This is a genomic window from Pseudomonas sp. P1_C12 (assembly GCF_056406435.1).
Genome location: NZ_JBFUAE010000004.1, coordinates 541560 through 567890, shown reverse-complemented (window position 1 = coordinate 567890; position 26331 = coordinate 541560). Strand labels below are relative to the sequence as shown.

22 protein-coding genes are annotated in these 26331 nt (G+C 60.9%); 12 read left to right on the top strand and 10 right to left on the bottom strand.

The features are described from left to right. Positions 1-2: 2 nt before the first annotated feature. Positions 3-1160, bottom strand: a complete 1158-nt coding sequence (locus AC1D19_RS09950) for an AI-2E family transporter (protein ID WP_477763097.1) — start codon at positions 1158-1160, stop codon at positions 3-5. 579 nt (positions 1161-1739) lie between these two features. Here AC1D19_RS09950 and AC1D19_RS09945 point away from each other — a divergent pair. The 5 genes from AC1D19_RS09945 to AC1D19_RS09925 all read left to right on the top strand — a co-directional run bounded on the left by AC1D19_RS09945 (position 1740) and on the right by AC1D19_RS09925 (position 8896). Continuing rightward, complete coding sequence (locus AC1D19_RS09945; protein WP_477763096.1) at positions 1740-2642, top strand: LysR family transcriptional regulator; 903 nt, start codon at positions 1740-1742, stop codon at positions 2640-2642. A 126-nt stretch (positions 2643-2768) separates the two neighbouring features. Beyond that, a complete protein-coding gene (locus AC1D19_RS09940) occupies positions 2769-3395 on the top strand; it encodes a glutathione S-transferase family protein (protein WP_477763095.1) in 627 nt (208 codons plus the stop codon). 63 nt (positions 3396-3458) lie between these two features. After that, on the top strand, positions 3459-5489 hold the full coding sequence (locus AC1D19_RS09935; protein ID WP_477763094.1) for a pyridoxamine 5'-phosphate oxidase family protein: 2031 nt from the start codon (positions 3459-3461) through the stop codon (positions 5487-5489). 109 nt (positions 5490-5598) lie between these two features. After that, positions 5599-6795: a DUF3142 domain-containing protein gene (locus tag AC1D19_RS09930; protein WP_477763093.1), complete on the top strand. Its 1197-nt coding sequence runs from the start codon at positions 5599-5601 to the stop codon at positions 6793-6795. Further along, positions 6782-8896, top strand: a complete 2115-nt coding sequence (locus AC1D19_RS09925; RefSeq protein ID WP_477763092.1) for a hypothetical protein — start codon at positions 6782-6784, stop codon at positions 8894-8896. Before AC1D19_RS09930 ends, AC1D19_RS09925 begins: the two co-directional genes overlap by 14 nt. A 3-nt stretch (positions 8897-8899) precedes the next feature. Here AC1D19_RS09925 and AC1D19_RS09920 read toward each other — a convergent pair whose 3' ends face one another. Continuing rightward, positions 8900-9529, bottom strand: a complete 630-nt coding sequence (locus AC1D19_RS09920; RefSeq protein WP_223443659.1) for a LysE family translocator — start codon at positions 9527-9529, stop codon at positions 8900-8902. Between the two features lie 145 nt (positions 9530-9674). Between AC1D19_RS09920 and AC1D19_RS09915 the strand changes: the two genes are divergently transcribed. Then, on the top strand, positions 9675-10148 hold the full coding sequence (locus AC1D19_RS09915; RefSeq protein WP_008045644.1) for an Lrp/AsnC family transcriptional regulator: 474 nt from the start codon (positions 9675-9677) through the stop codon (positions 10146-10148). A 111-nt stretch (positions 10149-10259) separates the two neighbouring features. On the opposite strand, the gene lpdA is transcribed toward AC1D19_RS09915, so the two are convergent. Then, entirely contained in the window at positions 10260-11660 is a 1401-nt protein-coding gene (lpdA, locus tag AC1D19_RS09910) for a dihydrolipoyl dehydrogenase (RefSeq protein ID WP_477763091.1), read from the bottom strand. A gap of 214 nt (positions 11661-11874) precedes the next feature. Here lpdA and hflK (AC1D19_RS09905) point away from each other — a divergent pair, with 214 nt between their 5' ends. The 5 genes from hflK (AC1D19_RS09905) (at position 11875) to cfaB (ending at position 19236) form a co-directional block, all read left to right on the top strand. Next, positions 11875-13833, top strand: a complete 1959-nt coding sequence (gene hflK / locus AC1D19_RS09905; protein WP_477763090.1) for a protease modulator HflK — start codon at positions 11875-11877, stop codon at positions 13831-13833. Further along, entirely contained in the window at positions 13830-14873 is a 1044-nt protein-coding gene (gene hflC / locus AC1D19_RS09900; protein WP_477752220.1) for a protease modulator HflC, read from the top strand. The genes hflK (AC1D19_RS09905) and hflC overlap by 4 nt, the downstream gene beginning before the upstream one ends. After that, on the top strand, positions 14870-15928 hold the full coding sequence (gene hflK / locus AC1D19_RS09895) for a protease modulator HflK (protein WP_477763089.1): 1059 nt from the start codon (positions 14870-14872) through the stop codon (positions 15926-15928). Before hflC ends, hflK (AC1D19_RS09895) begins: the two co-directional genes overlap by 4 nt. Further along, the gene (locus tag AC1D19_RS09890) at positions 15925-17835 is read left to right on the top strand and encodes a cation-translocating P-type ATPase (RefSeq protein ID WP_477763088.1); all 1911 of its coding nucleotides are present in this window, start codon (positions 15925-15927) and stop codon (positions 17833-17835) included. Before hflK (AC1D19_RS09895) ends, AC1D19_RS09890 begins: the two co-directional genes overlap by 4 nt. 219 nt (positions 17836-18054) lie before the next feature. Beyond that, on the top strand, positions 18055-19236 hold the full coding sequence (gene cfaB / locus AC1D19_RS09885; RefSeq protein ID WP_477763087.1) for a C17 cyclopropane fatty acid synthase CfaB: 1182 nt from the start codon (positions 18055-18057) through the stop codon (positions 19234-19236). Here cfaB and cls read toward each other — a convergent pair. After that, complete coding sequence (gene cls / locus AC1D19_RS09880) at positions 19233-20672, bottom strand: cardiolipin synthase (protein ID WP_477763086.1); 1440 nt, start codon at positions 20670-20672, stop codon at positions 19233-19235. The genes cfaB and cls overlap by 4 nt on opposite strands. Before the next feature lie 132 nt (positions 20673-20804). Here cls and AC1D19_RS09875 point away from each other — a divergent pair, with 132 nt between their 5' ends. Beyond that, a complete protein-coding gene (locus AC1D19_RS09875) occupies positions 20805-21326 on the top strand; it encodes a DUF3617 domain-containing protein (RefSeq protein ID WP_477763085.1) in 522 nt (173 codons plus the stop codon). 84 nt (positions 21327-21410) lie between these two features. On the opposite strand, the gene AC1D19_RS09870 is transcribed toward AC1D19_RS09875, so the two are convergent. The 6 genes from AC1D19_RS09870 to folE2 form a co-directional block, all read right to left on the bottom strand. Next, positions 21411-22289 (bottom strand): His/Gly/Thr/Pro-type tRNA ligase C-terminal domain-containing protein, encoded by an 879-nt coding sequence (locus AC1D19_RS09870; RefSeq protein ID WP_477763084.1) that lies wholly within the window; start codon positions 22287-22289, stop codon positions 21411-21413. A 120-nt stretch (positions 22290-22409) separates the two neighbouring features. After that, positions 22410-22970, bottom strand: a complete 561-nt coding sequence (locus AC1D19_RS09865; protein ID WP_477763083.1) for a gamma carbonic anhydrase family protein — start codon at positions 22968-22970, stop codon at positions 22410-22412. Then, a complete protein-coding gene (locus tag AC1D19_RS09860) occupies positions 22967-23842 on the bottom strand; it encodes a metal ABC transporter substrate-binding protein (RefSeq protein ID WP_477763082.1) in 876 nt (291 codons plus the stop codon). Before AC1D19_RS09860 ends, AC1D19_RS09865 begins: the two co-directional genes overlap by 4 nt. Before the next feature lie 11 nt (positions 23843-23853). Continuing rightward, positions 23854-24720, bottom strand: a complete 867-nt coding sequence (locus AC1D19_RS09855; protein WP_477763081.1) for a metal ABC transporter permease — start codon at positions 24718-24720, stop codon at positions 23854-23856. After that, entirely contained in the window at positions 24720-25388 is a 669-nt protein-coding gene (locus tag AC1D19_RS09850) for a metal ABC transporter ATP-binding protein (RefSeq protein ID WP_477763080.1), read from the bottom strand. Before AC1D19_RS09850 ends, AC1D19_RS09855 begins: the two co-directional genes overlap by 1 nt. Then, positions 25385-26281, bottom strand: coding sequence for a GTP cyclohydrolase FolE2 (folE2, locus tag AC1D19_RS09845; protein ID WP_477763079.1), 897 nt, complete (start codon positions 26279-26281; stop codon positions 25385-25387). Before folE2 ends, AC1D19_RS09850 begins: the two co-directional genes overlap by 4 nt. Positions 26282-26331 lie beyond the last annotated feature (50 nt).

Below are 26331 nucleotides of genomic sequence, written 5' to 3'. Positions count from 1 at the left end.
CCTCAGACAGGACGCTGATCGTTCATTGCCTCTATCTTCGGTGTCTCGTTCACAGCCTCGATCTCAGGTGTCTCGTTCATTGCCTCGACAGTCGGTTGGTCCTGGACCCATTGCCAGAACAGCTGGTAGCCCACCGCCAGTGCAACCGGCCCGATGAACAAACCGATGAAGCCACCGCTAACCATGCCGCCCAAGGCGCCAATCAGAATCACCGGCATGGGTACATCGACGCCACGACCCAGCATCAACGGCTTGAGGACGTTGTCGGCCATCCCGGCGATCAGGCTGTAGATGCCAAACACAATGGTGGCCAGACTGGTCCCTTCGGTGGCGAAGACATAAGCGATCACCGGAAGAGTCACCAGCAGCACCGGCAATTGCATGATCCCCATCAACAGCGCCACCATGGCCAGCAGCCCGGCACCGGGGACGCCCATGAGCACGAAGCCCACACCGACCAGCAACATCTGAATGAACGCGATGCCCACCACACCCTGGGCGACCGCGCGGATGGTTGCAGTGCACAGCTCGGTAATGCGTGGGCCACGCTCCGGTCCGGAAAGGCGCGAGGTGATGGCAAGGGCGCTTCTTTCGCCGTTTTCGCCATAGGCCATGAGCACGCCAGCAATGATCAGGGCGCCGATGAACAACAGAAAGCCCACGCCAACGTCGGCCATTTTGCCCAACAAGGTCAGCCCGACGGACTTGATATAGGGCATCACCTTCATCAGCACGCTGCTCATGTCGGTGGCGGCTTGCATCCAGTAGCCGTAGAGCGGCTTGCCAATGAGCGGCAGGGAAGCGATTTTTTCGCTGGGTAGCGGAATCTGCAGCGTATCGGACTTGAGGATCGCCAGAGTGCCCTGGATCGATTCACTGATCGAGGTGCCCAGCAGGTAGATCGGCACCATCAGCAAGGCCAGGGAGACCACCACGATCAGGGTGGCGGCACGACCGTCCTTGTTGACCAGCTTGCGCTTGATGAGCGCATGCAGCGGATACAGGGTGATGGCCAGAATCAGCGCCCAGAGCATGAGGTTGAGGAACGGGTGGAAGATCTGAAAGCAGAACAGCACCAGCACGGTAATCAACCCGGCGCGTATCAGTACATCGAGCAAACCACCGGACAGTGCTCTTGCGGAAATGTTTGTGCGCAACATTCTCGAACTCCTTGCGGTGTCACCAGGTTAGCCAGCTAGTTTAAGTTCACTCTTCCCTACTCAGTGACTCTTGGAAGCAAGATCGATGGACAGGCGTCCAAGCGCTAACAACTAACGCCTTATTTCACGTAGGGAAGATTTCAACGAGGTACCTACTAATACTCAATAGGTAACAGGGTGGCTTGTAGTATAGGAGCAGTCGTATATTCCGCCTGTTTATGCAGGCTGGAATTCTGCCGCTGTGGATATCGTCCGCTGACGAGCCCATGCCTGGAAACGGGTTGGGAGCCGAGCCAGTGGCTCTTTTTCCCTGTCAGGCATTAGCCGTTGCAGCGGGTGGGTCCGGATAATTGCGAACAGTCGCACCTGTCGCAAGAAAATAACCCTCATTAATTATCAATAATCCCCCGGCCTGCTCTTTGAGGTTTGTGCCGCGCTTGGTTTTTACAGCGCAGGCGCTAGAGTGCAGTAGCCCATTGATTTACTTGATGGTCGGACGCCAAACTTTGATATTGAGCACTTGCGTTTAACATCCCGGCCTTTTATTGCGATTTATCTATCTGAAATAAGGACATGCCCATGGACCGTTTCCAGGAAATGCAGGTCTTCGCTGCCGTCGCCCAGGAACAGGGCTTTTCGGCGGCGGCGCGGCGTTTGGGGCTGTCGGCGGCCAGCGTCACCCGAGCGGTGGCGGCGCTGGAGCAGCGTATTGGCACGCAACTGCTCACACGTACCACGCGCAGCGTGTATTTGAGCGAGGCCGGTCAGCGATATCTGGAGGACTGTCGGAGAATTCTCGCCGAGGTGCAGGAAGCAGAGGATTCGGCAGCGGGCAGCCATATCCATCCTCGTGGGCAACTGACCATCACCGCTCCGGTTTTGTTCGGCGAGCTGTTTGTCACGCCGCTGATGGTGAGCTACCTGACGCAATTCCCCGAAGTCTGCATCAACGCGCTGCTGGTGGACCGGGTAGTGAGCGTGGTCGAGGAGGGCGTCGATGTGGCCATCCGCATCGGCGAACTTCCTGACAGCAATCAGCATGCGATCCGCGTGGGTGAGGTGCGGCGGGTGATCTGCGCATCGCCACAGTATCTGGCCAGCCATGGTCGGCCCAGGCATCCACAGGAGCTGGCTCAGGCGCCGATCATTGCGACATCGGCCATAGGCCAATTGCGGAGTTGGCCATTCATTGAAGACGGCGAAACCTTGAGTGTCCGGGCTGAACCACGACTGGTGGTGACAGCGAATCAGGCGGCCATCACGGCAGCCTGTCTGGGGTTGGGCTTCACGCGGGTACTGTCTTATCAAATCGCGAGCAAGGTGGCCGCTGGTGAGCTGGATATCATTTTGGCCGACTTCGAACTGCCGCCGTTGCCCATCCATGTGGTCTATCAGGGCGGGCGTAAAGCGCCGGCCCGGGTGCGCAGTTTTGTTGATTTTGCGGTGAAGACCCTGCGCGAGCATCCGGCGCTCAAGTGTTGAGTTATTTCACCCAGTGAAATAATTGATTGCGTTTTATGGTGATTCTGTAGTTTTGGTTGAAGGTAGAGTATACGCCTCATCGGCGCTGGTCTTCCTGAGCAGCACCACTCCCCCGAGGTGTCGACCATGCAAGTGATCAAACTCTACAACTTCCCACGTTCCGGCCACGCTCACCGTGTCGAGTTGATGTTGTCCCTGCTGAAATTGCCGACCGAACTGATCTTCGTTGACCTCGCCAAGGGCGAGCACAAGCAACCGGCGTTCCTGGCGCTCAATGCATTCGGCCAAGTGCCGGTGATTGATGACCAGGGCGTGGTGTTGGCCGACTCCAACGCGATTCTGGTGTATCTGGCGCAAAAGTACGGCAACGGTCGCTGGCTGCCGGCTGATCCGGAGGGTGCGGCCAAGGTCCAGCGCTGGTTGTCGGTGGCTGCCGGCCCGATTGCCTTCGGTCCTGCCCGGGCAAGATTGATCACTGTGTTTGGCGCGCCTTACAACGCTGCAGAAGTGATTGCCTACGCCCATACCGTGCTCAAAGTGATCGATCACGAACTGGCCAATACGCTGTATCTGACCGGCACTGAACCGACGATTGCCGACGTCGCCGCCTACAGCTACATCGCCCATGCACCTGAGGGCAATGTGTCGCTGGACGAGTACGCCAACATTCGAGCCTGGCTGGCCCGCATCGAAGCCTTGCCGGGTTTTGTCGGCATGCCGCGCACCGTTGCCGGTCTGCAAAAAACCGCCTGATGCTGGCGGCCCGGAGTTACCGGACCGCCCCGTTCTGCGCCACTGGCGCAAGGGAGAAGCCGTATGGACCGTTCACCCTGGCATGCCGGCGAGAAGCAATTGCAGGCGCATGTGGGCGTTGCCGAGCGAATGGAGGTGTTCGGTCGTAAGGTGATTCGCAGCGAGATGCCGGAGCAGCACCGCACGTTCTATCAGCAATTGCCGTTCATGCTGTACGGGGCGGTGGATGCCGACGGTCATCCCTGGGCCAGCATCCTTGAAGGTGAGCCTGGTTTCGCCCACTCGCCTGAACCTGGCTTGCTGCAATTTCGCGGCCTGCCTGCCGTTGACGATCCTGCGCAGATGAGCGACGGCTCGGCCATTGGCCTGTTGGGTATCGAGCTGCACACTCGCCGTCGCAACCGCATCAATGGCCATGTCCGCGCCATGACTGCGGGTGGTTTCGCGGTGACGGTAGACCAGTCCTTCGGCAATTGCCCGCAGTACATTCAGTTGCGCCAGTTTCGCTCGGTGCCGCTGACCGATCCTTCGACGCGTGCCGCCCAGCATTTCAACGAACTGGATGACGCGGCCAAAGCCATGATCGCCGAGGCAGACACGTTCTTCGTTGCCAGTTATGTGGAGGTCGACGGTGAACGTTCGGTGGATGTGTCTCACCGTGGCGGGCAGAGCGGTTTCGTACGGGTGGAAGGCAATCGCCTGACCATTCCGGACTTCGCCGGCAACCTGCATTTCAACACCTTGGGCAACCTGCTGCTCAACCCCCGGGCCGGATTGCTGTTCATCGATTTCAATAGCGGTGATTTGCTGCAGCTCAGCGGACGCACTGAAATCATCCTGGAGGGCCCTCAGGTCGAGGCGTTCCAGGGAGCCGAGCGCCTGTGGACAATCGATGTCGAGCAGGTGGTACGTCGCCCCGCCGCTCTGGCGCTGCGCTGGCGTTTCGACGGTGTTTCACCCACCAGTTTGCTCACTGGCACCTGGGAGCAGGCCAAGGCGCGTTTGCAGGCCAAGGCCCTGGGCGATCAATGGCGGCCGTTGCGGGTGGCGCGGATTGAAGCGCAAAGCCACAGCATTCGCTCGATTTACCTGGAGCCCGCTGACGGAGCCGGGTTGCCACTGTTCCAGGCCGGGCAGCATTTGCCTCTGCGTTTCAATATCGACGGTGAAGTGCACATCCGCACGTACAGTTTATCGAGCGCGCCGTCCGATGATTTTTTCCGCATCAGCGTGAAGCGTGACGGGCGGGTGTCTACGCATTTGCACGAGCAGATTCGTGTTGGCGATGTATTGGAGGCGCGGGCGCCGCAAGGGCATTTCACCGTGGCACCCCATGAGCGTCGGCCATTGGTGTTGCTGGCGGCCGGGGTGGGCATCACGCCGCTGTTGTCGATGCTGCGGGAGGTGGTTTACCAGGGATTGCGTACCCGCCGTATCCGCCCGACATGGTTTATCCAGAGTTCGCGTACGCTGGGTGACCAGCCGTTTCGCCGCGAACTGGATCGCTTGCTCGAAGACGCCGGTGACGCGGTGCGGGTGGTGCGTTTGCTCAGCCAACCGGAACCCGAGGCGATGCAAGGAGAGGACTTCGACCTCAGTGGACGGATCGATGTCGCGCTGCTCAAGGATCTGCTGACAGTCGAGGACTACGATCAGCTGGATTTTGTCGTCTGTGGTCCCGGGAGTTTTACCCAGGCGTTGTACGACGGCTTGCGCGAATTGAACATTCGCGATTCGCGGATTCACGCCGAAACCTTCGGCCCGTCCACCTTGCGCCGGCGACCGGACCCCGATGCGGTGGTCATCGAGCAACCGCCAGCCGCCACCACGTCGGTGCCCGTGGTGTTCCAGCGCTCGGCCAAGGAAGCGCGCTGGCAGCCAGAGGGCGGCAGCTTGCTGGAGCTGGCGGAAAGCCGTGGCCTGCGCCCGGAATTCAGTTGCCGAGGCGGCTCCTGTGGCACCTGCAAGACGCGCTTGATCAGCGGACAGGTACATTATCCACTGCCGCCCGCGGAGGTGCCGGATGACGGACAAGTGCTGATTTGCTGTGCGATTCCGGCGCAGGGGGCGCAGCCGTTGGTGCTCGATATCTAAAGATCATTGCAGGCCAACATTGCCCGCCGGTCGATGGCTGGGTAGGGTAGTGGGCAGAACGAAAAAGGGCCGCAGAGGCCCTTTCTGCATTTCAGGAACAGGCGTTTCAATGGTTTTTTTCACTCGCTCGATGGTCTTGCTGATGGCGCTGGAGCTCACCACCGGATGCGAAAGACAGGATGCACCGCCGCTGGATCAACAGCTTTACGTCTGGCAGCGGCAGTGGACGCCGGCCCACGACGCTGCCCTCAGGGACAGCCGCGCCGATTTTTCGACGTTGCGAGTGCTGGCCTTGCAGGCTTTCCCCAACGCGGGCTGGAGCCGGGCCCGAATTGACCCGGCACTGCTCAAGCGTGATGGCCGGCCGGTGATTGCGGTGGTTCGCCTGGATGGGCAGCTCAAGGCACTGGATCAGGAGGAAGTCACTGCGCAGATCCGCCAGGTGATCAGCGATTGGCAGGGACAGGGGTTGAACCTCACCGGCGTGGAAATCGACCACGATGCCGGTAATGCCCGGCTACCGGCGTACCGCGAGTTTCTCGTGCATTTGCGCGAAGCATTGCCGACTTCGCTGCCGCTGAGCATCACGGCGTTGCCGTCCTGGCTCGACAGTCGTGAACTGCCGGCGCTGTTATCCACAGTCGACAGCAGCGTGTTGCAGGTGCACGCGGTGAGCGATCCGCGTCGCGGCTTGTTTGATGCCGATCAGGCGCGGCAATGGGCGAAGGCCTGGAGCCGCATCACAACAAAACCTTTCTTTCTGGCGCTGCCGGCTTATGGCGTGGCGTTGCTGCCGTCGGTGGGCGGCGCACCTGTTGTGGAAAGTGAAGTGACGGTGGAGCGTGCAGGCCTGCGCCGTGAATTACTTGCCGATCCGCAGTCATTGCGCACCCTCGGCACCGAGTTGCGTGCCGATCCGCCGAAACATATGGCGGGCCTGATCTGGTTTCGCCTGCCATTGGCCAACGACCGTCGGGCCTGGAGCTTGATCACTTTGCGCGCCGTGGCGCGTGGTGACGCCCTCGACAGTCAATTGAAACTGCAGCTCTCGGCCGACAATGACCTCTATGACATCGGCATTAGCAACCAGGGCAATCTCGATCGCGCCTGGCCCGAACGTCTGACCCTGGCGGTCAGTGATTGTGAGGGGGCCGATGCCCTGGCCGGTTACGCGTTGCAACAGAGCCCGGATCTGCTTACCTTCACCCGCCTGCGCGACGGTCGAATACCGGCCGGCGGACAGCGTGCCATTGGTTGGGCTCGCTGCGCACACATTGATCAAGGAGGTTCGAATGTTCACCCGTAACTGGCCGCGTCATTTGCTTTGCCTGAGCCTCAGCCTGCCACTGGGTTCGGCGCTGGCCTGCGGCCCGGACTTCCCCATGCGCCTGCTGGATAACCGTGGCCAGTCGCTGGCGGAACTGCCGGAAGGCAACTTCAGCTTTGAAATCAGCCGCCTCGGCCACGCCATCAACGGGTTGAAGAACGTCACCGCTGGTGCCAACTACGCGGATGAGACTGACCCTGTTGCGCTGCGGGATCAGGCCGAGCAGGTGGGACTTTCCGCTGAGCAACAAGTGTTGGTGAAACACCTGCGCAGCCTGACCGATGCCCGTCAGGTTGAAACCCAAGGGGCGCAACTGCCGCCTGAGCTCAGGTTGTACCTGGCCGGCGCTGTGGCATTTGGCGCGGGGGATACGGCCTTGGCCGCCGGCTATTTCAAGAGAGTGCTGGCCCTGCCCGCAGAACAACGGGCTTCGCGCAGCACCTGGGCGGCTTACTCGTTGGGGCGCGCGTTGTTCGCCATGAGCGTCGAAGCTGATGCGGCCCCGGATTTGCTCGAACAATCGCGCAAGGCCTTTGAGCAAACCCGGCAACTGAGCATCGACGGCTTCAGCGATCCACTGGAACTGGGTGTCGCTAGCCTCGGCGAAGAAGCCCGGGTGGTGCGCACTGCCGGTGACTGGAACCGCGCCATCGAGCTGTACGCCACGCAAAATCTGCACGGTTCCGCGGTGGGCTACACCTCGTTGAAGCTGTTGATGGCGGACCTGATGACGCTGCCGGAGGATCAAGTGGCCGAGTTGCTCAAGGGGCAGCCCGTGCAGCAGTTGGTGACCGCGTCGCTGATCAGCCGGTTGGGTTGGTCGTTCGGCGATCAACCGGCCAACGAACAAAAAATGATCAAACTGCTGCAAAACAGCACCCGTGGCAGTCTCGAAAACGCCGACCGCCTGGCGGCGATGAATTATCAACAGGGCGATTACGCCAGCGCCAAGGCTTTCCTCGAACATGCCGGCGATGGCGGGTTGGCCTGGTGGTTGCGGGCAAAACTGGCGGTGCGCGAGGGCGATAAAATCGCGGCTGCCGCAGCCTACGCCAAAGCGGCCCAGGCCTTTCCGCAGAGTGAATCCTGGGGCGAGCGACGGACCCCGGACTACGATTACGAAACGCTTCAGCCCAAATGCCGGGTCGAGGGTGAAAGTGCGATCCTGGCCCTGCAACGGGGGGATTACCTGCAAGCCTTCGATCAGCTGTATCGCAGCCAAAGCATTTACTGGTTCGACGCCGCCACCGTTGCCGAGCGTGTGTTGACCCTTGAAGAACTCAAGCACTACGTCGACACACAAGTGCCGGCCCCGCCGCCGCTTAGCCAGCAGGACCGCGACAACTACGTGCCCTTGCCGGTGGCGGCGAGCCTGCGCAATCTGCTGGGGCGGCGTTTGTTGCGCGAGGGGCATTACGAGCAAGCACCGGCGTACTTTGACAATGACGGCTTGCGGCACAAGGCGAGATTGTATGGCGAGCAACGTCTGGCGGCTGATTCAGCCTGGTGGCCGACCCGTCGCGCCGCTGCGCTGTTCAATGCGGCCTGGACGGCCCGCGAGTGGGGCATGGACATCCTGGGCTACGAAATGGCGCCGGATTACGCCACGCTCGGCGGTAACTTCACCCTGGCAAACGACGAACTCAAGGTCGGTCCGCTGGTGGCCGAGGACGAAGTGAAGCGCCAGCAGGCCAGCGCTGCCCAGCCAGATCAGCGTTATCACTATCGCTTCGTGGCCACCGCGCTGGCGAGCAAGGCGGCGGATAACTTGCCTCACACCAGTCAGGCGTTTGCGGCGGTGCTGTGCGAGGCGTCGGGGTGGAACAGCAGCCTCGAGGAGCAAAGTGCGATTTATCAGCGTTATGTCAAAGAAGGGCCTTACGTGGAATGGGCCGCCGATTTCGGCCACCAGTGCCCATACCCCGACTTCGAAAACGCCGACAAACGCTACGTGACCCAAGTCACCGACGCTGCGCGTTCGACCTTGCGCCCGTACAAGACACCGTTACAGGTCGGTAGCTTAGTGGTGTTCGTGGCAGCCGCGCTGTTGATGTTCAAGCGCCGCCGCAAGGCGCAGTGAGGTTCAAGCCTGTTGCACAAAGGTCAGCCGCACGGCGAAACCGATCAACAGGCTGCCGAACAACCATTGTTGCAGGCGCTGGGCTGAGGGGCTGCGTTGCAGCCAACGGCCGAGTGCCGCGCCGATCAAAGCGTAGGCGCTGTCGAACAGCAAACCGACACCGACCAGCACCACGCCCAACGTCGCAAATTGCCCGAGCACCGGCCCGGCCTGTGGGTTGATGAATTGCGGCAGCAGCACCGAGCAGAACAGCAGTGCCTTGGGGTTGAGCAGGTTGGTCAGCAGTCCGCGTCGGATGGCTGCGCCCCAGCGTGGTTTTTCGCCGGTTGCGTCGGCGCTGGTGAGGCTCGGCAGCATCGTGGTTCGCAGGCACTGAATGCCGATCCACAGCAGATACGCGGCACCGGCCAGGCGCACCACGTCGAAAGTCCAGGGCGCCGCCTTGAACAGTGCCGCCAGCCCCAGCGCCGCCAATGCCACATGGCAACCCCGGGCGATGCCCAGGCCCACGGCCGTGGCCAGCGCGGCGCCTTTGCCCTGGCGGGCACCGGTCTGCAACAGCAAGATCATGTCTGGCCCCGGCAACAGGTAGACCACTGCCAGTGCCATGAAAAACAGCCAGAGACCTTGCATGTTGCACCCCGTTCGTTGTCGATTTGGTCGTACCAGTCTAGGGCTGGAGGGCGGGGCAGGTGCTTGCGTTGTCAGCTTCTATCAGGACGTGTATTGGCATAATCTGCCACTTAATCAAGATTGAACCATCAGGATCTGCCAAACCATGAAACTCGACGCCTACGACCGCAAGATCCTCGCCGCGCTGCAACGGGATGGCCGCCTGAGCAATGTGCAACTGGCGGACGAGATTGGCCTGTCGGCATCGCCATGCTTGCGCCGGGTGCGGATGCTTGAAGAGGCGGGGGTGATTCGCGGCTACCAGGCCAACCTGGACCGCGATGAAGTGGGGTTGGGGCTGACAGTGTTTGTCGGGGTCAAGGTCGAGCGTCATAACGATGAACAAGCCGAAGCCTTTCGCCTGGCGGTAACGGCATTGCCCGAGGTGATTTCGGCGTTCCTGGTGTCGGGAGAGTCGGATTTTCTGCTACAGGTGGTGGTGCCGGACTTGCGCGCCTATGACCGCTTTCTCACCGGGCGATTGCTGAAGCTGCCGGGGGTGAGTGATATTCGCAGCAACTTTGCGATTCACACGGTGAAGGCCCCGGGGTCGTTGCCGCTGGAGCATTTGCCGCTCTAGACCGAGTCGTCTGCATCGCGAGCAGGCTCGCTCCCACAGGTACAGCGCAAACCTTGTGGGAGCGAGCCTGCTCGCGAATGCGATAGATCAGTCACTGCAACGCTTCAAGTCTTACATCTGCGTCGCCATCCCCTCCACATTCATCGCCGCCTGGCGCAAGGCCTCTGAGCGGGTCGGGTGTGGGTGGCAGGTCAGGGCGATGTCTTCGGCCGAGGCGCTGAATTCCATGGCCACGCAATACTCGCCAATCATTTCACTGACGCTCGGGCCGACCAGATGCACGCCGAGGACTTCGTCCGTGCGCTCATCGGCCAGCACTTTGGCGAAGCCTTCGGTTTCGTGGTTGATCTTCGCCCGGCTGTTGGCAGTGAAGGGAAACTTGCCGACCTTGTACGCCCGACCTTCAGCCTTGAGCTGCTCTTCGGTCTTTCCGACGCTGGCCAGCTCCGGTCTGGTGTAGACCACGCTGGGGATCAGGTCGTAATTGACCTCGCCCGCCTTGCCGACGATTTGCTCGACGCAAGCCATGGCTTCGTCCTCGGCCTTGTGCGCGAGCATGGGACCCGAGGTCACGTCGCCAATCACCCAGATCCCGGCGGCTTCGGTTCGATGTCCCTTGTTGGCGAGCATGCCGCGCTTGTCCGTCGCGAGGCCGACGTTCTCCAGGCCCAGGCCCTGTGTATAAGGTCGGCGCCCGATGGCCACCAGCACGTAATCGGCTTCCAGCAACTCGGCAGCACCGCCAGCGGCAGGCTCGACGCTGAGTTGCACGCCGGTGGCGGAGGTGGTGGCGCTGGTCACTTTTGAACTCAATTTGAAACTCAAGCCTTGCTTGCTCAGGGAACGCTGCAGGGTTTTGCCGGCTTCGATGTCCACGCCGGGACAAATCCGGTCGAGGAATTCGACCACCGTCACCTGAGCTCCCAGTCGCCGCCAGACCGAGCCCAGCTCCAGGCCGATCACGCCGGCGCCGATCACCACCAGATGCTTGGGCACCTCGGTCAGCGCCAGGGCACCGGTGGAGTCGAGGATGCGTTTGTTATCGATGTCCACGCCGGGCAGGGGCGTGGGCTCGGAGCCGGTGGCGATGATGATGTCCTTGGCGTTCAACTCAGTCTTGCCGCCGGCGCTATCGGTCACCGTGACTTTGCCCGGCCCGTCGATGTGGCCCCAGCCTCTGATCCAGTCGACCTTGTTCTTGCGGAAAAGAAACTCGATGCCCTTGGTCAGCCCGGTAACGCTTTCATCCTTTTGCCTCATCATCTGGGCGAGGTTGAGGCTGGGTTTGACGTCGATCCCCAGATTGGCGAATTCCGCACCCATGGCCGCGTCGTACAGTTCGGAGGCATGCAGCAATGCCTTGGATGGCATGCAGCCGACGTTCAGGCAGGTGCCGCCGAGTGTGGCGCGTCCTTCCACGCAGGCGGCTTTCAGACCCAGTTGTCCGGCGCGGATCGCCGCGTTGTAACCGCCGGGGCCACCGCCGAGTATCACGACGTCATAAGTGCTCATGGATGTACTCCTGGATCGAAAGGGGAAGGGATGGGTAAAAGTAGTTACTGGATAAAATTACGAACGTAATATGTGCATTCTGTCGCATTTCGGTCAAGGCTTCAGGTAAGCGACAGGTTGGGCATCTTTAGATAGCGCGCCTGAATACGGAAATTTCACCATTTTCGTTATATCGTAACGAACTGCCCTGTAAGCGAAGACACTCTGGAGTGGTATGCAAGTCGATCTCGATGTTGATGAAACGCCGTTAGCCGGGTTGCCGCGCTTTCAGCAGGCGTTCATTCAAGGGCGGCGTTTGCGCCAGTTCGCCATCGGTGCGGGCGTACTTGCGACGGTGGGTGTGCTGCTGGCGTTGTTTGCCGGGCTGTTTACGTCGCAAACATTGTGGCCAGCGTTGCTGTTGAACCTGAGCATGGCGTTTGTCGTGTTGATGGCGGGTTTGCAATCGGCCTGGTGGGTCGCCCAGTGGCGTGCCCGCGCCATGAATCCCGTGGTGCCGGTGGTGGTTGTCGACGAGTCTGTCGCGCCTACCGGGTGGTATGAACGCTTGCTGGACCGGATCGGCCGGCAATCTCAACACTTGCTCGGACAAATTGGCGCGCCGACGCTGTGGCTTGGCGGCTGGGCATTGCTGGCGGTATTGGGCGTCGAACAGGCGTGGAACCTCACGTTGCCCTCGGCAGCGCTGGGCCTGGCGGCCACTGTCGGGGCGGCTTGCTCTTTGCTGTTGGCGTTCGGCCTATTGGTGATGGAGCGACATCTGGCGCAGGAAAACACCGCGCAATGGCCTGAAGCCGCCGCGTTGGCGCAATTGATTCGTGTGCTGATCATCAGCCTGGTACTTGGTGCCTTTTGTCTGTTGTTTGCCGATGAAACGTCGGTATGGCCCGTACGCCTGGCGGTTTTGATCGGGCTGCTGCCGGGGCTGGTGGCGGCAGAACTGTTGCTGCGTGCGCTGTTGTCATTGTTCAGCCCGCGCCGCGAACGCCTTGAGCCGGAGCTACTGGCGCGCAGCGTTGTCGCTGACATGCTGCGCTGGCCACCACAGCCATTGCTGGCGTTGCAGCACGAATTGCATAACCGCTTCGGCATCGATCTGCGGCAAATCTGGGCCTTCACTTATATGCGCCGGGCATTCCTGCCGGTGTTGGCGGTGGTTTCGCTGGTTGGCTGGTCGCTGACCGGCATTCACGAAATTGCCCTGCAAGGGCGTGGCATCTACGAGCGATTCGGCAAGCCAGTGGAGGTGTTCGGCCCAGGTTTGCATATGGGTTTGCCTTGGCCATTGGGCCGGGTGTTGAGCGTCGAAAATGGCGTGGTTCACGAGTTGGCCACCAGTGTTGGCGAAACCTCGGCCCCCGCTCAGGCCGACCCCGCCGAAGGCCCGGCCCCGGCAATTGCCAATCGTTTGTGGGACGCCAGCCATGTGAACGACAAATCCCAGGTGATTGCCAGCAGCCGAGCCGACAAGCAGAGTTTTCAGATCGTCAACATGGACGTGCGCTTCGTCTATCGCATTGGCCTGACCGATCAGGCGGCGTTGGCCGCGACCTATAACAGTGCCGATGTGCCGATGTTGATTCGCAGCACCGCCAGCCGAATCCTGGTTCACGACTTCGCTTCGCGCACCCTCGACGGTTTGCTGGGCGAGGATAGGGTAGGGCTGGCCGAAGAAATCGGCCGCGCCGTCCAGGCTGACTTGCGAAAGCTCGACAGTGGCGTGGAAATTCTCGCCACGGTGGTCGAGGCGATTCACCCTCCGGCCGGTGCAGCCAACGCCTATCACGGCGTGCAAGCGGCGCAGATAGGTGCGCAAGCCTTGATCGCCCGTGAACGCGGCGCCGCTGCCGAGGCCACCAACCAGGCGCAGTTGCAGGCCAGCATCGCCCGCGATCAGGCGACGGCCAGCGCCCGAGAGATCAATGCAGGCGCCCAGGCGGCGGACCTGAAATTCAACGCCGAGCAAAAAGCCTACGCCAGCGCTGGCCAGGCCTTCGTGCTGGAGCAGTATTTCAGCCAGTTGTCCCAGGGTTTGGCCAACGCCAAATTGCTGGTTCTCGATCATCGACTGGGCGGCAGCAGCAATGCGCCGACCATCGACCTCCGTACGTTCACGCTGCCGGTTGACCCTGCGCCGTCGCGTAAAACCGCTCAGCCAGGAGCTGCCAATTGAGCCAGTCCCATACTCATGATCACGATGACCACGCCGGCCACGATCACGGCCATGGCGGGCATCACCACCACGGCCATCACCATCATCACCACGGCGATCCTCAGGAGGCCGGACCGTTTCCATGGCGCCGTATGGGTTGGGCTGCATTGCTGGTGGCGTTTGCGGTCGCTGCCGCGAGCCTGGTGCAGGTGCGTTCGGGGGAAGCCACAGTGATCACACGCTTCGGCAATCCATCGCGAGTTTTGCTGGAACCGGGACTGGGCTGGCGTTGGCCGGCACCGTTCGAGGCGGCGATCCCGGTGGATCTGCGGTTGCGCACCACGTCCAGCGGTTTGCAGGATGTCGGCACCCGGGACGGTTTGCGCATCATCGTTCAGGCCTACGTGGCTTGGCAGGTGCAGGGTGATTCGGACAACGTGCAACGTTTCATGCGCGCGGTGCAGAACCAACCCGATGAAGCTGCGCGGCAGATCCGCACCTTTGTCGGCTCCGCACTGGAAACCACCGCCAGCAGTTTTGATTTGGCGAACCTGGTCAATACCGATGCCAGCCAAGTACGCATCGCCGATTTCGAAGCACAACTGCGCAAGCAAATCGATCAGCAGCTGCTCACCACTTATGGCGTGCGCGTGTTGCAGGTCGGTATCGAACGATTGACGCTACCTTCGGTGACGCTCACCGCGACTGTCGACCGGATGCGCGCCGAGCGTGAAACCATCGCTACTGAACGCACGGCGATCGGCAAGCGTGAAGCCGCGCAAATTCGTTCCGCCGCCGAACGTGATGCGCGGATCGTGCAGGCCGATGCCACAGTGAAAGCGGCAGATATCGAAGCGCAATCGCGTGTCGAAGCGGCGCAGATTTATGGTCGTGCCTATGCTGGATCACCACAGCTCTACAACCTGCTGCGCTCGCTCGACACCTTGGGAACGGTGGTGACGCCGGGGACCAAGCTGATTCTGCGCACCGACGCCGCACCATTCCGCGTGTTGGTTGACGGTCCGCCGAGCCTCGACAACAAATCCGGATCGCAGCCATGAGTTTGGTTCCACGTGGAACAAATGAGTTGAGTAGCCCCTGGATTCAGGCCGGGCGCTTGGCATTTATTGCCCTGTATGCGGTAACGGTGTTGGCGGCATTGGCGTGGGCGTTTTCCAATGTGCGGCAGATCGATCCGCAAAATCGCGCGGTGGTTTTGCATTTCGGCGCGCTGGATCGCATTCAGAATGCCGGGCTGTTATTGGCCTGGCCTCAACCCTTCGAGCAGGTGATTTTGTTGCCAGCGGCAGATCGGGTGATCGAGCGTCGAGTGGACAGTCTGTTGCGCAGTGGTACCGCGATGCAGGCAGATCGCGTGGCCAGTTTTGCCACGCCCATCAGCGATGCCCTCGCAGGCTCCGGCTATCTGTTAACGGGTGATGCCGGTGTGGTGCAACTCGATGTGCGGGTTTTCTACAAAGTCACCGAGCCCTATGCATTCGTGCTCCAGGGCGAACACGTGTTGCCGGCGCTGGACCGACTGGTAACCCGCAGTGCAGTTGCGCTCACGGCCGCACGGGATCTGGACACTATCCTGGTTGCTCGCCCGGAATTGATCGGCGCCGATAGCCAGGCGGCGGAAAGACGCGAGCGCTTGCGTGGTGATCTGGTGCAGGGCATCAATCAACGGCTGGCCGAACTCACTGCAACCGGGCAAGGCTTGGGGATCGAAGTGGCGCGGGTCGATGTGCAATCGAGTCTGCCCAGTCCTGCGGTGAACGCTTTCAACGCGGTACTGACGGCCAGCCAGCAAGCCGATAAGGCCGTCGCCAATGCACGCACCGAAGCCGAGAAACTCACGCAGACCGCCAACGAGCAAGCCGACCGCACGCTGCAGGTGGCCCATGCCCAGGCGAGTGAACGACTGGCCAAGGCGTCGGCTGACACGGCCACTGTGTTAAGCCTGGCCAAGGCGCAACAACAGGGGACTGATCCGCAAATGCTGTTGCGTATTTACCGTGAACGAATGCCGAAAATCCTCGGCCAGGCCGGTTCCGTCACGACGGTCGACCCTAAAGACGATTCCCGCCTGATCATTCAGGGAGCTGCACAATGACCGCTCAAACTGCCGCGGCACCGAGCCTGTTGTCTTCGACCGAACAGCGCCGGGCCGCGCGTCAACTGACACTGGCCATGCTCGCATTGGGCCTGCTTGCCCTGGGACTGATCTGGCGTTGGCTCGCGCCCGAGCAAAATGGCGTCAGTCAGTTGCTGCTGGGTTTTGCCTCGCTGCTGGTCGCCGTGCCGGTCATGCGCTCGGCCTGGTACAGCTTGCGATATCCAAGCCTGCACGGCATCACCGATCAATTGATTGCCTTGGCCATGCTAGGTGCCTGGGCCACCGGGGATCTGCTGACGGCGGCGTTGTTGCCGATCATCATGATCTTCGGCCACGTGCTGGAAGAGCGTAGCGTGATCGGTTCCCAGGAAGCGATTCACGCCCTCGGTAAACTGACCCGCAGCCACGCGCGAAAGATTCAGGCGGACGGTTCCATCATCGAAGTCGACAACGGCACACTCAAAGCTGGCGATCTGGTCGAGGTGCGAGCTGGGGACCGGGTGCCGGCGGATGGCCGGGTGTTGTCCGGTCAGGCCAGTCTCGACACTGCTTCCATTACCGGCGAATCGGTACCGATGGAGGCGGGCGTCGGCATGTCGGTGTTCGGTGGCGCGATCAACCTCGATGGCCTGCTGCGAATCGAAGTGACCCGTACCGGCCATGAGTCGACCCTCGGCAAAGTCATCGCCCTGATGCAAAACGCCGAGCGCTCGAAACCGCCGATCACTCGTCTGCTGGAGCGTTACGCCGGCAGCTATATGGTGCTGGTCTTGCTGTTGGCGGCCGTGACCTGGTTCATCACCAACAACGCTCAAGCGATGCTCGCGGTGTTGGTGGCGGCCTGTCCTTGTGCACTGGTGTTGTCGGCACCGGCCACCGCGATTGCCGGAGTGGCAGTGGCGGCGCGTCACGGTATTTTGATCCGCAGTTCCGCGTTCCTTGAAGAGTTGGCGGACCTCACCTCGCTGGTAGTCGACAAGACCGGGACGCTGACCTTCGGTACATTGCGACTGCAATCCATCGACAGTCCGCTGGAGGATCGCAGCCATGTCCTGAAGCTGGCTGCCAGCCTCGGCTCCGCCAGCAGTCACCCGGTCAGCCGTGCGCTCGCGGGGTTGGTGACCCAGGAGCATTTCCTGCTGCTTTCTGACATCCATGAGCGCCAGGGCCTGGGCGTGGTGGCGATGACCGGGCAGGGTGAGGCAGCGCTCGGCCGGCCGGAGTTGTTCGCGCAACTGGGCATCAGCACATCGGCGGTGCCCGATCACGACGGACCGATTGCCGGGTTGGCGCTCAACGGTGAATTCCTCGCGTGGCTGTTGTTGGCCGACAGCGTCAAACCCGAGGCACAGTTTGCCTTGAGCGAACTGCGTGAACTGGGTTTGGGCCGCCAGTTGTTGCTCACCGGTGACCGGCACAGCGTCGCGCAAACGCTGGCCCGGGATGTCGGGATCAGTGACGTCGAAGCGCAAGCCTTGCCCGAAGACAAACTCAACCGCGTGCTCAAGGAAATCGACAGCGGCTTCCGGCCGATGGTGGTCGGCGATGGCATCAACGACTCCCTGGCCCTCAAGGCTGGTGTGGTGGGGGTGGCCATGGGCGCCGGTGGTGCAGACATCGCTCTGGCATCGGCGGACATCGTGCTGATCGGCAGTGACCTGCGCCGCCTCGGCACCTGCGTGCGCCTGAGTCGTCAGTGCCGTCAGACGTTGCAGGTCAATGTGATCATCGGACTGGGCTGGACCCTGGCGATCGTAGCCTTCGCCGCGTTCGGCTGGCTTGGCGCTGCCGGGGCGATGATTGCGGCGTTGCTGCATAACCTCAGCACCTTGCTGGTGTTGGGCAATGCCGGTCGTTTGCTGCGGTTCCAGGAGCCGTTGCTCAAGCTCAAGGACGAAACCTGAAGGCGAACGCTCTAAACCGGGTAATCACGGGGCTTCAACTTTTTAGAACTGTGCGCCCGGTTCGTAGTCATTGAAGATGAGGGCACATCATTTTTGTGCGTTCGCGGCGGCCGGTTTGGGCATCGCGATTCATTGAAAACGGCTATTGATTCGATAGCCAGCTATTTTTCAAAGATGGTCTACCCTCTGTTTAGACGTCTGAAACAAGGGGGATTCTCCATGCTCGCGCATCTTCCACCGGCCTTACAGAATCTGCAGCTACCGCTTCGCCTGAGACTCTGGGATGGCCATGAATTCAATCTGGGGCCGACACCCAGTGTCACGATTGTGGTCAAGGACCCACAAATGGTCGCCCAGTTTACCCATCCAAGCCTGGATGCCCTTGGCGCTGCATTTGTCGAAGGCAAACTGGAACTCGAAGGCTCCATCAGCGATGTGATCCGCGTCTGCGATGAATGGAGCCAGGCGTTGCTCAATGAAGACGACGATCAGCCTGTCCGTACGGTCCACGACAAAGAGACAGATGCCAAGGCGATTTCCTACCACTACGACCTTTCCAACGCGTTCTATCAGCTGTGGCTCGACAGCGACATGGCGTATTCCTGCGCTTATTTCGAGACCGGCAGCGAAAGCCTCGAGCAGGCCCAGCAAGCCAAGTTCCGTCATTTGTGTCGCAAGCTGCGCCTGCAGCCCGGCGAATATCTGCTGGATGTGGGTTGTGGTTGGGGCGGATTGGCGCGTTTTGCTGCGCGAGAATTTGGCGCGAAAGTGTTCGGTATCACCCTCAGCAAGGAGCAGTTGGCCTTGGCCCGGGAGCGCGTAAAAGCGGAGGGCCTGGAGGATCTGGTCGAACTGCAACTGCTCGACTATCGCGATCTGCCGCAGGATGGCCGCTTCGACAAGGTGGTCAGCGTCGGCATGTTCGAACACGTCGGCCACGCCAATCTTGCCGAGTACTGCAAGACCCTGTTCGACGCGGTGAAAGAGGGCGGCCTGGTGATGAACCACGGGATCACCGCCAAATACACCGATGGCCGTCCGGTGGGGCGTGGTGCCGGTGATTTCATCGGGAAATATGTGTTCCCCAACGGCGAGCTGCCGCACCTGTCGATGATCTCTGCGGAGATCAGTGAGGCCGGGCTGGAAATCGTCGACGTCGAGAGCTTGCGCCTGCACTACGCACGCACGCTCGATCACTGGAGCGAACGCCTGGAAGACAACCTCGAAGCGGCCTCCAAACTCGTACCGGAGCAAGCCCTGCGCATCTGGCGGCTGTACCTGGCCGGTTGCGCTTACGCCTTCGCCCGTGGCTGGATCAACCTGCACCAGATTCTCGCCGTGAAGGCCCACGCCGATGGCAGTCATGAACTGCCCTGGACCCGCGACGATATCTACCTCTAGAGAATCGGTGAAATAAGCCGGGCGACCCGCATGCCGACCTGCTGCAGGCGGTGGGTCTCCCGGCCTTCTTCTTTGGCGATTTCGTGGGCGTTGGCAAAGTCATCGTTGAGCATCTGTTCCACCTCGGCGGCGAACGCGCTATCGACGGTGAGCAACATCACTTCGAAATTCAGCCGGAACGAACGGTTGTCCATGTTGGCGCTGCCGATGGCGCTGAATTCGCTGTCGATCAACACCACTTTCTGATGCAGGAATCCGGGTTGGTAACGGAATACCCGCACGCCGGCGCGCACCGCTTCGAAGGCATAGAGGCTGGAGGCGGCGTAGACGATCCGGTGGTCAGGCCGGGACGGCAACAGCAGGCGCACATCCACGCCACGCAATACCGCCAGGCGCAAAGCTGCGGACACGGCTTCGTCGGGGATGAAATACGGGCTGGTAATCCAGACTCGTTCCGTCGCCGCATGGATGGCTTCGACAAAGAACAGTGAACAGGTTTCGTAGGCATCGGCCGGCCCGCTGGCGAGCAATTGGCACAGCACGCCGTCTTCCGGATAAACCTCGGGCAGGATCAGCGGCGGCAGTGCACGAGCCGCCCAGAACCAGTCTTCAGCGAAAGACTCCTGCATGCAAGCCACCACCGGCCCGCGTACTTGCACGTGTGTATCGCGCCATGGTGCCAGGGGCGGCTTCTCACCCATGTATTCGTCACCGACGTTGTGCCCGCCAACGAAGCCCAGAATGCCGTCCACCACCACGATCTTGCGGTGGTTGCGGAAGTTCACCTGAAAGCGATTGAGCCAGCCACTGCGGGTGGCAAAGGCTTTGACCTCGACCCCGCCATCACGCAAGGTCTGCACGTAGCCGTGGGGCAGGGAGTGGCTGCCAATTCGGTCATACAACAGGTAAACCGCCACGCCTTCGGCGGCTTTTTTCAATAGCAGGGTTTGCAGGCGTTGGCCCAGGCGGTCGTCGTGAACGATGAAAAACTGGATCAGCACGGCTTCTTTCGCCTGGCTGATGGAATCGAAAATGGCGTCGAATGTCTGCTGGCCGTTGATCAACAGCCGCATCTCGTTGTTGGCCAGGCACGGCATGTGTCCCAGCTTCGGCAGCGCTCTGAGTGAGGCATATGCCGAGGAGGCGCGGGCGGTGAGTGCTTCTTCCACCCAGGGTCGCCAGTTGAGTTCGGAGATGGCCTTGCGCATTTCCTCGTTGGCCTGCCGCCGGGCCTTGATGTAGCCATCGAACGTGCTGCGGCCGAACACCAGGTACGGGATCAGTGTGAGGTAAGGGATGAAAAACAGCGACAGGGCCCAGGCGATCGCGCCTTGGGCGGTACGGACGGTCAACACGGCGTGTATGGCCGCGATCATGCCCAACGAGTGCAGCAGGGCGATGGTATAACCGAAAATATGCGGTCCGAAGTAATCCATGGGGGCTGCCTTGCTCCTGAAGATTCAGTGCTTAACAGACCATGTTCCGTGCAGAATGTCGCTAATTAATTGGCCCATGAACCGAAGCCTGCGGCTGACGTCTAACGGCCACTACTGATCAGGAGTTACTCGATGAACGTTCGTCTGCTGGGTTTGGCCATGGCACTGGGTTTGGCACTTCCTGTGGCGGCTCACGCGCAAATGCTGCAACCGGGATTGTGGGAGCTGACCACGAGCAACATGAAGGTCGATGAGCAGAATATGCCGGACCTGCAATTGATCCTCGGTCAGCTCCAGAGCCAGATGACCCCTGAGCAGCGTGCACAGCTGGAAAAACAGGGCATCACCATGGGCGGCAAAGGGGTCCGGGCGTGCCTGACCCCGGAACAGGTCAAGACCGACAACATTCCGCTGACCGATCCGCAATCGGGCTGCAAACAGGAAATCACCGACCGCTCCGGCAATCAGTGGAAATTCCGCTTCAGTTGCCCGCGAGCCCAAGGTGCCGGCGTGGCGACATTCGTCAGCGATCGTGAATTCACCACCAAGGTCAACGGGACGTTCAACGCCACCGGCATTCAGCAGAAGGGCAGCCTTGAATCCCGCGCCGTCTGGTTGGGACAGGATTGCGGCACGGTGAAGCCAAGAGCTTAAAAGAGCTTCGCGAGCACAGCTCCCACATTGATCGTGCGTTCTCTGTGGGAGCGAGCCTGCTCGCGAAAGCGTCCGCACAGCTCCCTAAATCCCCGGCCGACTCAACCATTCACACGCCGCCTCGACAGGCATCCGGCCAAAATCTTCCCCCGTGCGGCTGCGCACACTGACAAATCCCCCAGCTTGTTCTTTCTCGCCCACCACCACCAGATACGGCACGGTCTGGCTGTGCTGGCGAATCTTGTAGTGAACTTTTTCGTTACGCAGGTCGGCCCTGGCGCGCACGCCCCGTTGGCGCAAGGATTCGGTCACCGCTTGTGCATAAGTCGCCTGGCGATCATCCATGCTCACAACGACCACGTGGGGTGGAACGCGCCACTGTTGCAGTTCCTGATGGCTGGACCAGCAGGTGCCGTAGATCCGTTGTTGTAACGTGCCGTTGATGTGGTCGAGGGTAAACGCCTGCAAGACTTTGGTGGTGGGGACATGCGGTCCATGGCTCTGGTACTCGGTGTCCCCCAGCCGGTACAGCGACACCTCTTCGCGCGGTTGCCGACGACGGATCGAGTGATTGGTCGATGCCAGTGATTGCATGCGCGCTTCGATGAGGGGCAGGTCTGCCGCGGTCAGCGGTGGCTCGACGGCAAACTCGTAAAAGAAACCGTCGCCCAATTCCTTGCCCGCACGCATTTGCGCATGCGGGTGGAGTTGCTTGACCGCCATCGCCAGCATCAAGGCACAGGAGCGGCGCAAGATCTCCAGGCCGTCCGGCTCCCGGGGGGTGACAATGCTGACCCGGGCATCCGCCTCGATCATGTATTCACAGTCCACCAGCACACCATTGACTCGGCCCGCTACAGCCGCGCTGGCCAGTTCGGGGCCGATGCTGGCGGCCACCTCGTGCACGGACAGCGGCTGGTCGTACTCAAGCAATGAACCGTCGGATAGGGTGATCTGGATCATGGTCGGCGTACTCAGGTGCTTCTAACGAGCGTTATCGCATAAACCGTAGGGGCAAACATTAAGACGTTTGTCGTGCCAGGCAGTTTGTCCTGACACGATGGCTGTTTTTGGCCTCCCGCGTCAGAACTCGTTTTGCAGGGCCTTGTAGCCGCGCACCAGGTCGACGTTGGTGCGCGCCACGTCTTCGGAAAACTCCGAGGCACTGACGCTCACCGGCGGATATTGCGAGAGGTCGGTGTTGGGGCCGATCCGCGTGGTGGAGGGCAGGTAGAAGGCTTCAGGCAGGTCACGACCATCGACCACCGAGTTGTGCCGCACCACGCAACCGTCACCGACCACGCAGTTGAACAGCACGCTGTTGAAGCCAATGAACACTCGATTGCCCACGGTGCAGGGACCATGCACGATCGAGCGGTGGGCGATGGAACTGAACTCGCCAATGGTGACCGCCGCACCGGATTTGGAGTGGATCACCACGCCGTCCTGGATGTTCGAGTTGGCGCCGATGGTGATCGGCTGCATGTCGCCTGAGTCATCGACTTCGTCAGCACGGATCACGGCATAGGGCCCAACGAACACGTTCTCGCCGATCACCACTTTGCCGCAGATGATCGATGTCTTGTCGACGTAGGCCGACTCGGCAATCAGCGGTAAATCTCCGGAAGGGTTCTTGCGGATCATGGCTTGCTCAGAGCGTTGTACAGGGTGTTGAGGTTGTACTCGAATAACCCGGTGAAGGTGTTGGCCGGACCGCTCGCCGCGAGGGCATCGGAGTACAGCGTGCCGCCGATCTGCGCGCCGCTTTCATCCGCGATCTGCTTGAGCAGGCGCGCGTCCTTGATGTTCTCCATAAACACCGCCTTGACCTTGGCCTGACGAATCTGGGTGATCAGTGCGGCCACTTCGGCGGCTGAAGGTTCGCGCTCGGTGGAGAGACCTTGAGGCGCCATGAACTCGATGCCGTAGGCCTGGCCGAGATAACCGAAGGCGTCATGGGACGTCACGATCTTGCGGTTGCCCGGTGGCAGTGAGCCGAGCTTGGCCTTGGCTTCGGCGAGCAGGGCGTAGATCTGCTTCAGGTACGCCTTACTGTTGCGCTCATAATCGGCTGTGTTCGCCGGGTCAGCGGCGATCAGCGCCCTGGTGATGTTGGCGATGTACAACTCGGTGTTCGCCAGGTTGTGCCAGGCATGCGGGTCGGGAACGGTTTCACCGTCTTCATCCAGGCTACGCGGTATGACTCCGTGGCTTGCGCTGATGACCGGTGCTTTGGTCTCGGTGCTCGTCACCAGGCGATCCAGCCAAGGCTCGAAACCCAGACCGTTCTTGATGATGAGTCTGGCCTTGAGCAGCGCTTTGGCGTCGTCCGGTGTCGGCTCGTACGTGTGGGCATCCGCGTCCGGGCCGACCATGTTGGTGATCTGGATATGATCCTTGCCGACCTGGCGGGTCATGTCGGCAAGGATGCTGAAGCTGGTGACCACCTGGAGTTTTTCGGCGGCAGACAGCGACATCGACACCATCAAGCTGAACAGCACGAGTAAAGCGCGCATCGGGTAACACCTCATTGGGATGTGAGCAAAGGCGGGCGGCGCAGCAAGCCGTGCACCGGCCCGAACACCACGGACAACAGATACCCACCACCGGCCACCAGCACGATTGCCGGGCCACTGGGCAGCGAGTAATAGAACGAGATCAATAAACCCAGCCACACCGAGAGGCTGCCGAGCAAGGCAGCGACGACGATCAGCACCGGCAGGCGGCGGCTCCAGAAACGTGCCGCGGCGGCAGGCAACATCATCAGGCCGACTACCATCAATGCGCCGATCGCCTGGAATCCGATGACCAGATTCAACACCACCAGCGTCAGGAACACGCCGTGGGCCAGTGGACCGAGTCGGCTGACGGTCTGCAGAAAAAGCGGGTCGAGGGTGTCGAGCAGCAGTGGTTTGTAGATCAGTATCATGGCAATCAGGCTCAGGCCCGAGACCCAAAGCATGCCAGTCAAGGTCGGGCCGTCGACAGCCAAAGCCGAGCCAAACAGCAGGTGCAACAGGTCCAGGCGTTTGCCGGCGATGCCGAGGATCAGCACGCCACCGGCCAGGGATATCGGGTAGATCGCCGCGAGGCTGGCGTCCTCTCGCAGGCCGGTGCGTCGCGTAATCCAGGCCGCGAGGCCGGCCATGCTCAGGCCGGCACCGAGGCCGCCGATGGTCAACGCCGGGAGGCTCAACCCGGCAAACCAGAAACCCAGAGCCGCACCGGGAAGGATGCCGTGGGCGACGGCATCGCCGATCAGACTCATGCGCCGGAGGATCAGAAACACCCCAAGTGGTGCCGTGCTGCACGCCAACACCAGTCCGCCGAGCAGCGCCCGACGCATGAAGACGAACTCCTGGAACGGTTGCCAAAGATGCGCGGCAGCGATCATCAGGCCACCTGTGCCTGTGGTTGTTGGCGGATCAGTTCGGTGCTTGGGCCGAATGCACAACCGCTGCTTTTTATCAGCAACGTGTATGGGATGTGCTCGCGGACAGCGGCCAGGTCATGGCATACGATCACCAGTGTCCGGCCTTCGAGGTGCCAATCGTGTATGTGCTTCCAGAGCAATGCCTGGCCGAGTTCATCGAGGGCCGCGTGGGGTTCATCGAGCAACAGCACGGGTGCGTCGGTCAGGCTCAATCGGGCGAGCAGGGCGCGTTGCAATTCGCCGCCGGAGAGGGCCATCAAGGGTCGATCTGCCAGGCCGTTCAGGCGCCAGTTTTCGAGGACGGTTTTCAGTCGTTGGCTACGGATATCTGGTGACTGTTTGTTGCCCCAGAAACCGGTGGCGACCAATGCCTGAAGGCTGATCGGAAATTGTCTGTCCAGGTGTTGTTGCTGGGGCAGAAACGACACACCGCCCTTGATTGGAACACTCAGTCGCACCTTCCCGGCCAACGGTTTTTGCAAGCCGGCAATGACCTTCAACAGACTGCTTTTCCCGGAACCGTTCGCACCGATGATAGCGGTCAGGCTGCCCTTCGACAGTTCGAAGTCCAGCGCGGGGGTGAGTGGCTGTCCCGGTGCGCCCCAGCGCAAAGCGTGGCAAGCAATCATGCGACCTCCCAGTTGAAACGACTTTCGGCGACGGCGTCGTGGGCGTGCAGGCTTTCGGCGTGAGTGACACGAATGTGGAAGGCGTTGATGCCTGTGGAGCTTTTCAGGGCCAGATTCAAACGGCGTGCGGCGTCCTCGCAGAACATCAGGTTCTGACCATTGGCCAGGGCGAAGGCCTGTTCGTCGGCGCGTTTTACCGCTGTTTGAACGGCGGTGCCGAGTGCGGCTTCGGCGTCATTGATGACGGCGATCAGAGGAAACTCGTCCAAAAAATCAGCCAACCGTACGCGCAACTTTGCGCTGCTGCGTTGGCTGTGAGGTGTGGCGACGATGCCGTCCGTGGAGCCGAGCCACGCTAAAACGTCGGCGTGTTGCAGTGCCTTGTTGGCGAAATCGTCGACGAACTGCTGCTGAATCAACTGTCGAGAAAGGGCAGCGGAACACGGGCAGGTTGAGGAATAAGGCACATCGATTTTTAGTTCCACGTGGAACATCGCGTTTTTCAACCGCGCTTCGATGTTCACCGTATAGCTTTTCCAGCCAGACAATGGACTGATCAGCGCCGGCCTTTTCAGCAACAAATCGGCATGAATGGTTAGGTGTGCGCTGCAGGACAACCCTTCATGGCTCTCAAGAAAGCGCTGCAGAACCCGCCTCAATAAAGCCGGAGAAAGGTTTTCCTGCTCCAGCGATTCAAGCGCCAGATAGAGCCGTGACATATGAATGCCGCGCGCGCTGCCATCGTCGAGGCTCACGCCGGCATCGACCTTTGCATTCAATCGTTGGTCATCAAACAAAACAGGTAGAGCAATGCCGCACATGCCCACCCACTCCAGTGGCAGGGCTTGGCGTGAGGCCTGCGCGGCGATATCCGGCAGAGTCAGCGCATTCATGAGCAGGTCCATCGTGGGAGTTGATTTGGTATGTTATAGTATAACAATAC

Bases quoted from the DNA above. Each gene is read 5' to 3' on its own strand.
- hflK (WP_477763089.1), top strand. From the start codon at position 14,870: ATGAGTTTGGTTCCACGTGGAACAAATGAGTTGAGTAGCCCCTGGATT.
- folE2 (WP_477763079.1), bottom strand. From the start codon at position 26,281: ATGAATGCGCTGACTCTGCCGGATATCGCCGCGCAGGCCTCACGCCAA.
- cfaB (WP_477763087.1), top strand. From the start codon at position 18,055: ATGCTCGCGCATCTTCCACCGGCCTTACAGAATCTGCAGCTACCGCTT.
- AC1D19_RS09925 (WP_477763092.1), top strand. From the start codon at position 6,782: ATGTTCACCCGTAACTGGCCGCGTCATTTGCTTTGCCTGAGCCTCAGC.
- AC1D19_RS09850 (WP_477763080.1), bottom strand. From the start codon at position 25,388: ATGATTGCTTGCCACGCTTTGCGCTGGGGCGCACCGGGACAGCCACTC.
- AC1D19_RS09865 (WP_477763083.1), bottom strand. From the start codon at position 22,970: ATGATCCGCAAGAACCCTTCCGGAGATTTACCGCTGATTGCCGAGTCG.
- AC1D19_RS09940 (WP_477763095.1), top strand. From the start codon at position 2,769: ATGCAAGTGATCAAACTCTACAACTTCCCACGTTCCGGCCACGCTCAC.
- AC1D19_RS09945 (WP_477763096.1), top strand. From the start codon at position 1,740: ATGGACCGTTTCCAGGAAATGCAGGTCTTCGCTGCCGTCGCCCAGGAA.
- AC1D19_RS09935 (WP_477763094.1), top strand. From the start codon at position 3,459: ATGGACCGTTCACCCTGGCATGCCGGCGAGAAGCAATTGCAGGCGCAT.
- AC1D19_RS09875 (WP_477763085.1), top strand. From the start codon at position 20,805: ATGAACGTTCGTCTGCTGGGTTTGGCCATGGCACTGGGTTTGGCACTT.
- AC1D19_RS09920 (WP_223443659.1), bottom strand. From the start codon at position 9,529: ATGCAAGGTCTCTGGCTGTTTTTCATGGCACTGGCAGTGGTCTACCTG.
- cls (WP_477763086.1), bottom strand. From the start codon at position 20,672: ATGGATTACTTCGGACCGCATATTTTCGGTTATACCATCGCCCTGCTG.
- AC1D19_RS09890 (WP_477763088.1), top strand. From the start codon at position 15,925: ATGACCGCTCAAACTGCCGCGGCACCGAGCCTGTTGTCTTCGACCGAA.
- lpdA (WP_477763091.1), bottom strand. From the start codon at position 11,660: ATGAGCACTTATGACGTCGTGATACTCGGCGGTGGCCCCGGCGGTTAC.
- hflK (WP_477763090.1), top strand. From the start codon at position 11,875: ATGCAAGTCGATCTCGATGTTGATGAAACGCCGTTAGCCGGGTTGCCG.
- AC1D19_RS09870 (WP_477763084.1), bottom strand. From the start codon at position 22,289: ATGATCCAGATCACCCTATCCGACGGTTCATTGCTTGAGTACGACCAG.
- AC1D19_RS09915 (WP_008045644.1), top strand. From the start codon at position 9,675: ATGAAACTCGACGCCTACGACCGCAAGATCCTCGCCGCGCTGCAACGG.
- AC1D19_RS09855 (WP_477763081.1), bottom strand. From the start codon at position 24,720: ATGATCGCTGCCGCGCATCTTTGGCAACCGTTCCAGGAGTTCGTCTTC.
- AC1D19_RS09930 (WP_477763093.1), top strand. From the start codon at position 5,599: ATGGTTTTTTTCACTCGCTCGATGGTCTTGCTGATGGCGCTGGAGCTC.
- AC1D19_RS09950 (WP_477763097.1), bottom strand. From the start codon at position 1,160: ATGTTGCGCACAAACATTTCCGCAAGAGCACTGTCCGGTGGTTTGCTC.
- AC1D19_RS09860 (WP_477763082.1), bottom strand. From the start codon at position 23,842: ATGCGCGCTTTACTCGTGCTGTTCAGCTTGATGGTGTCGATGTCGCTG.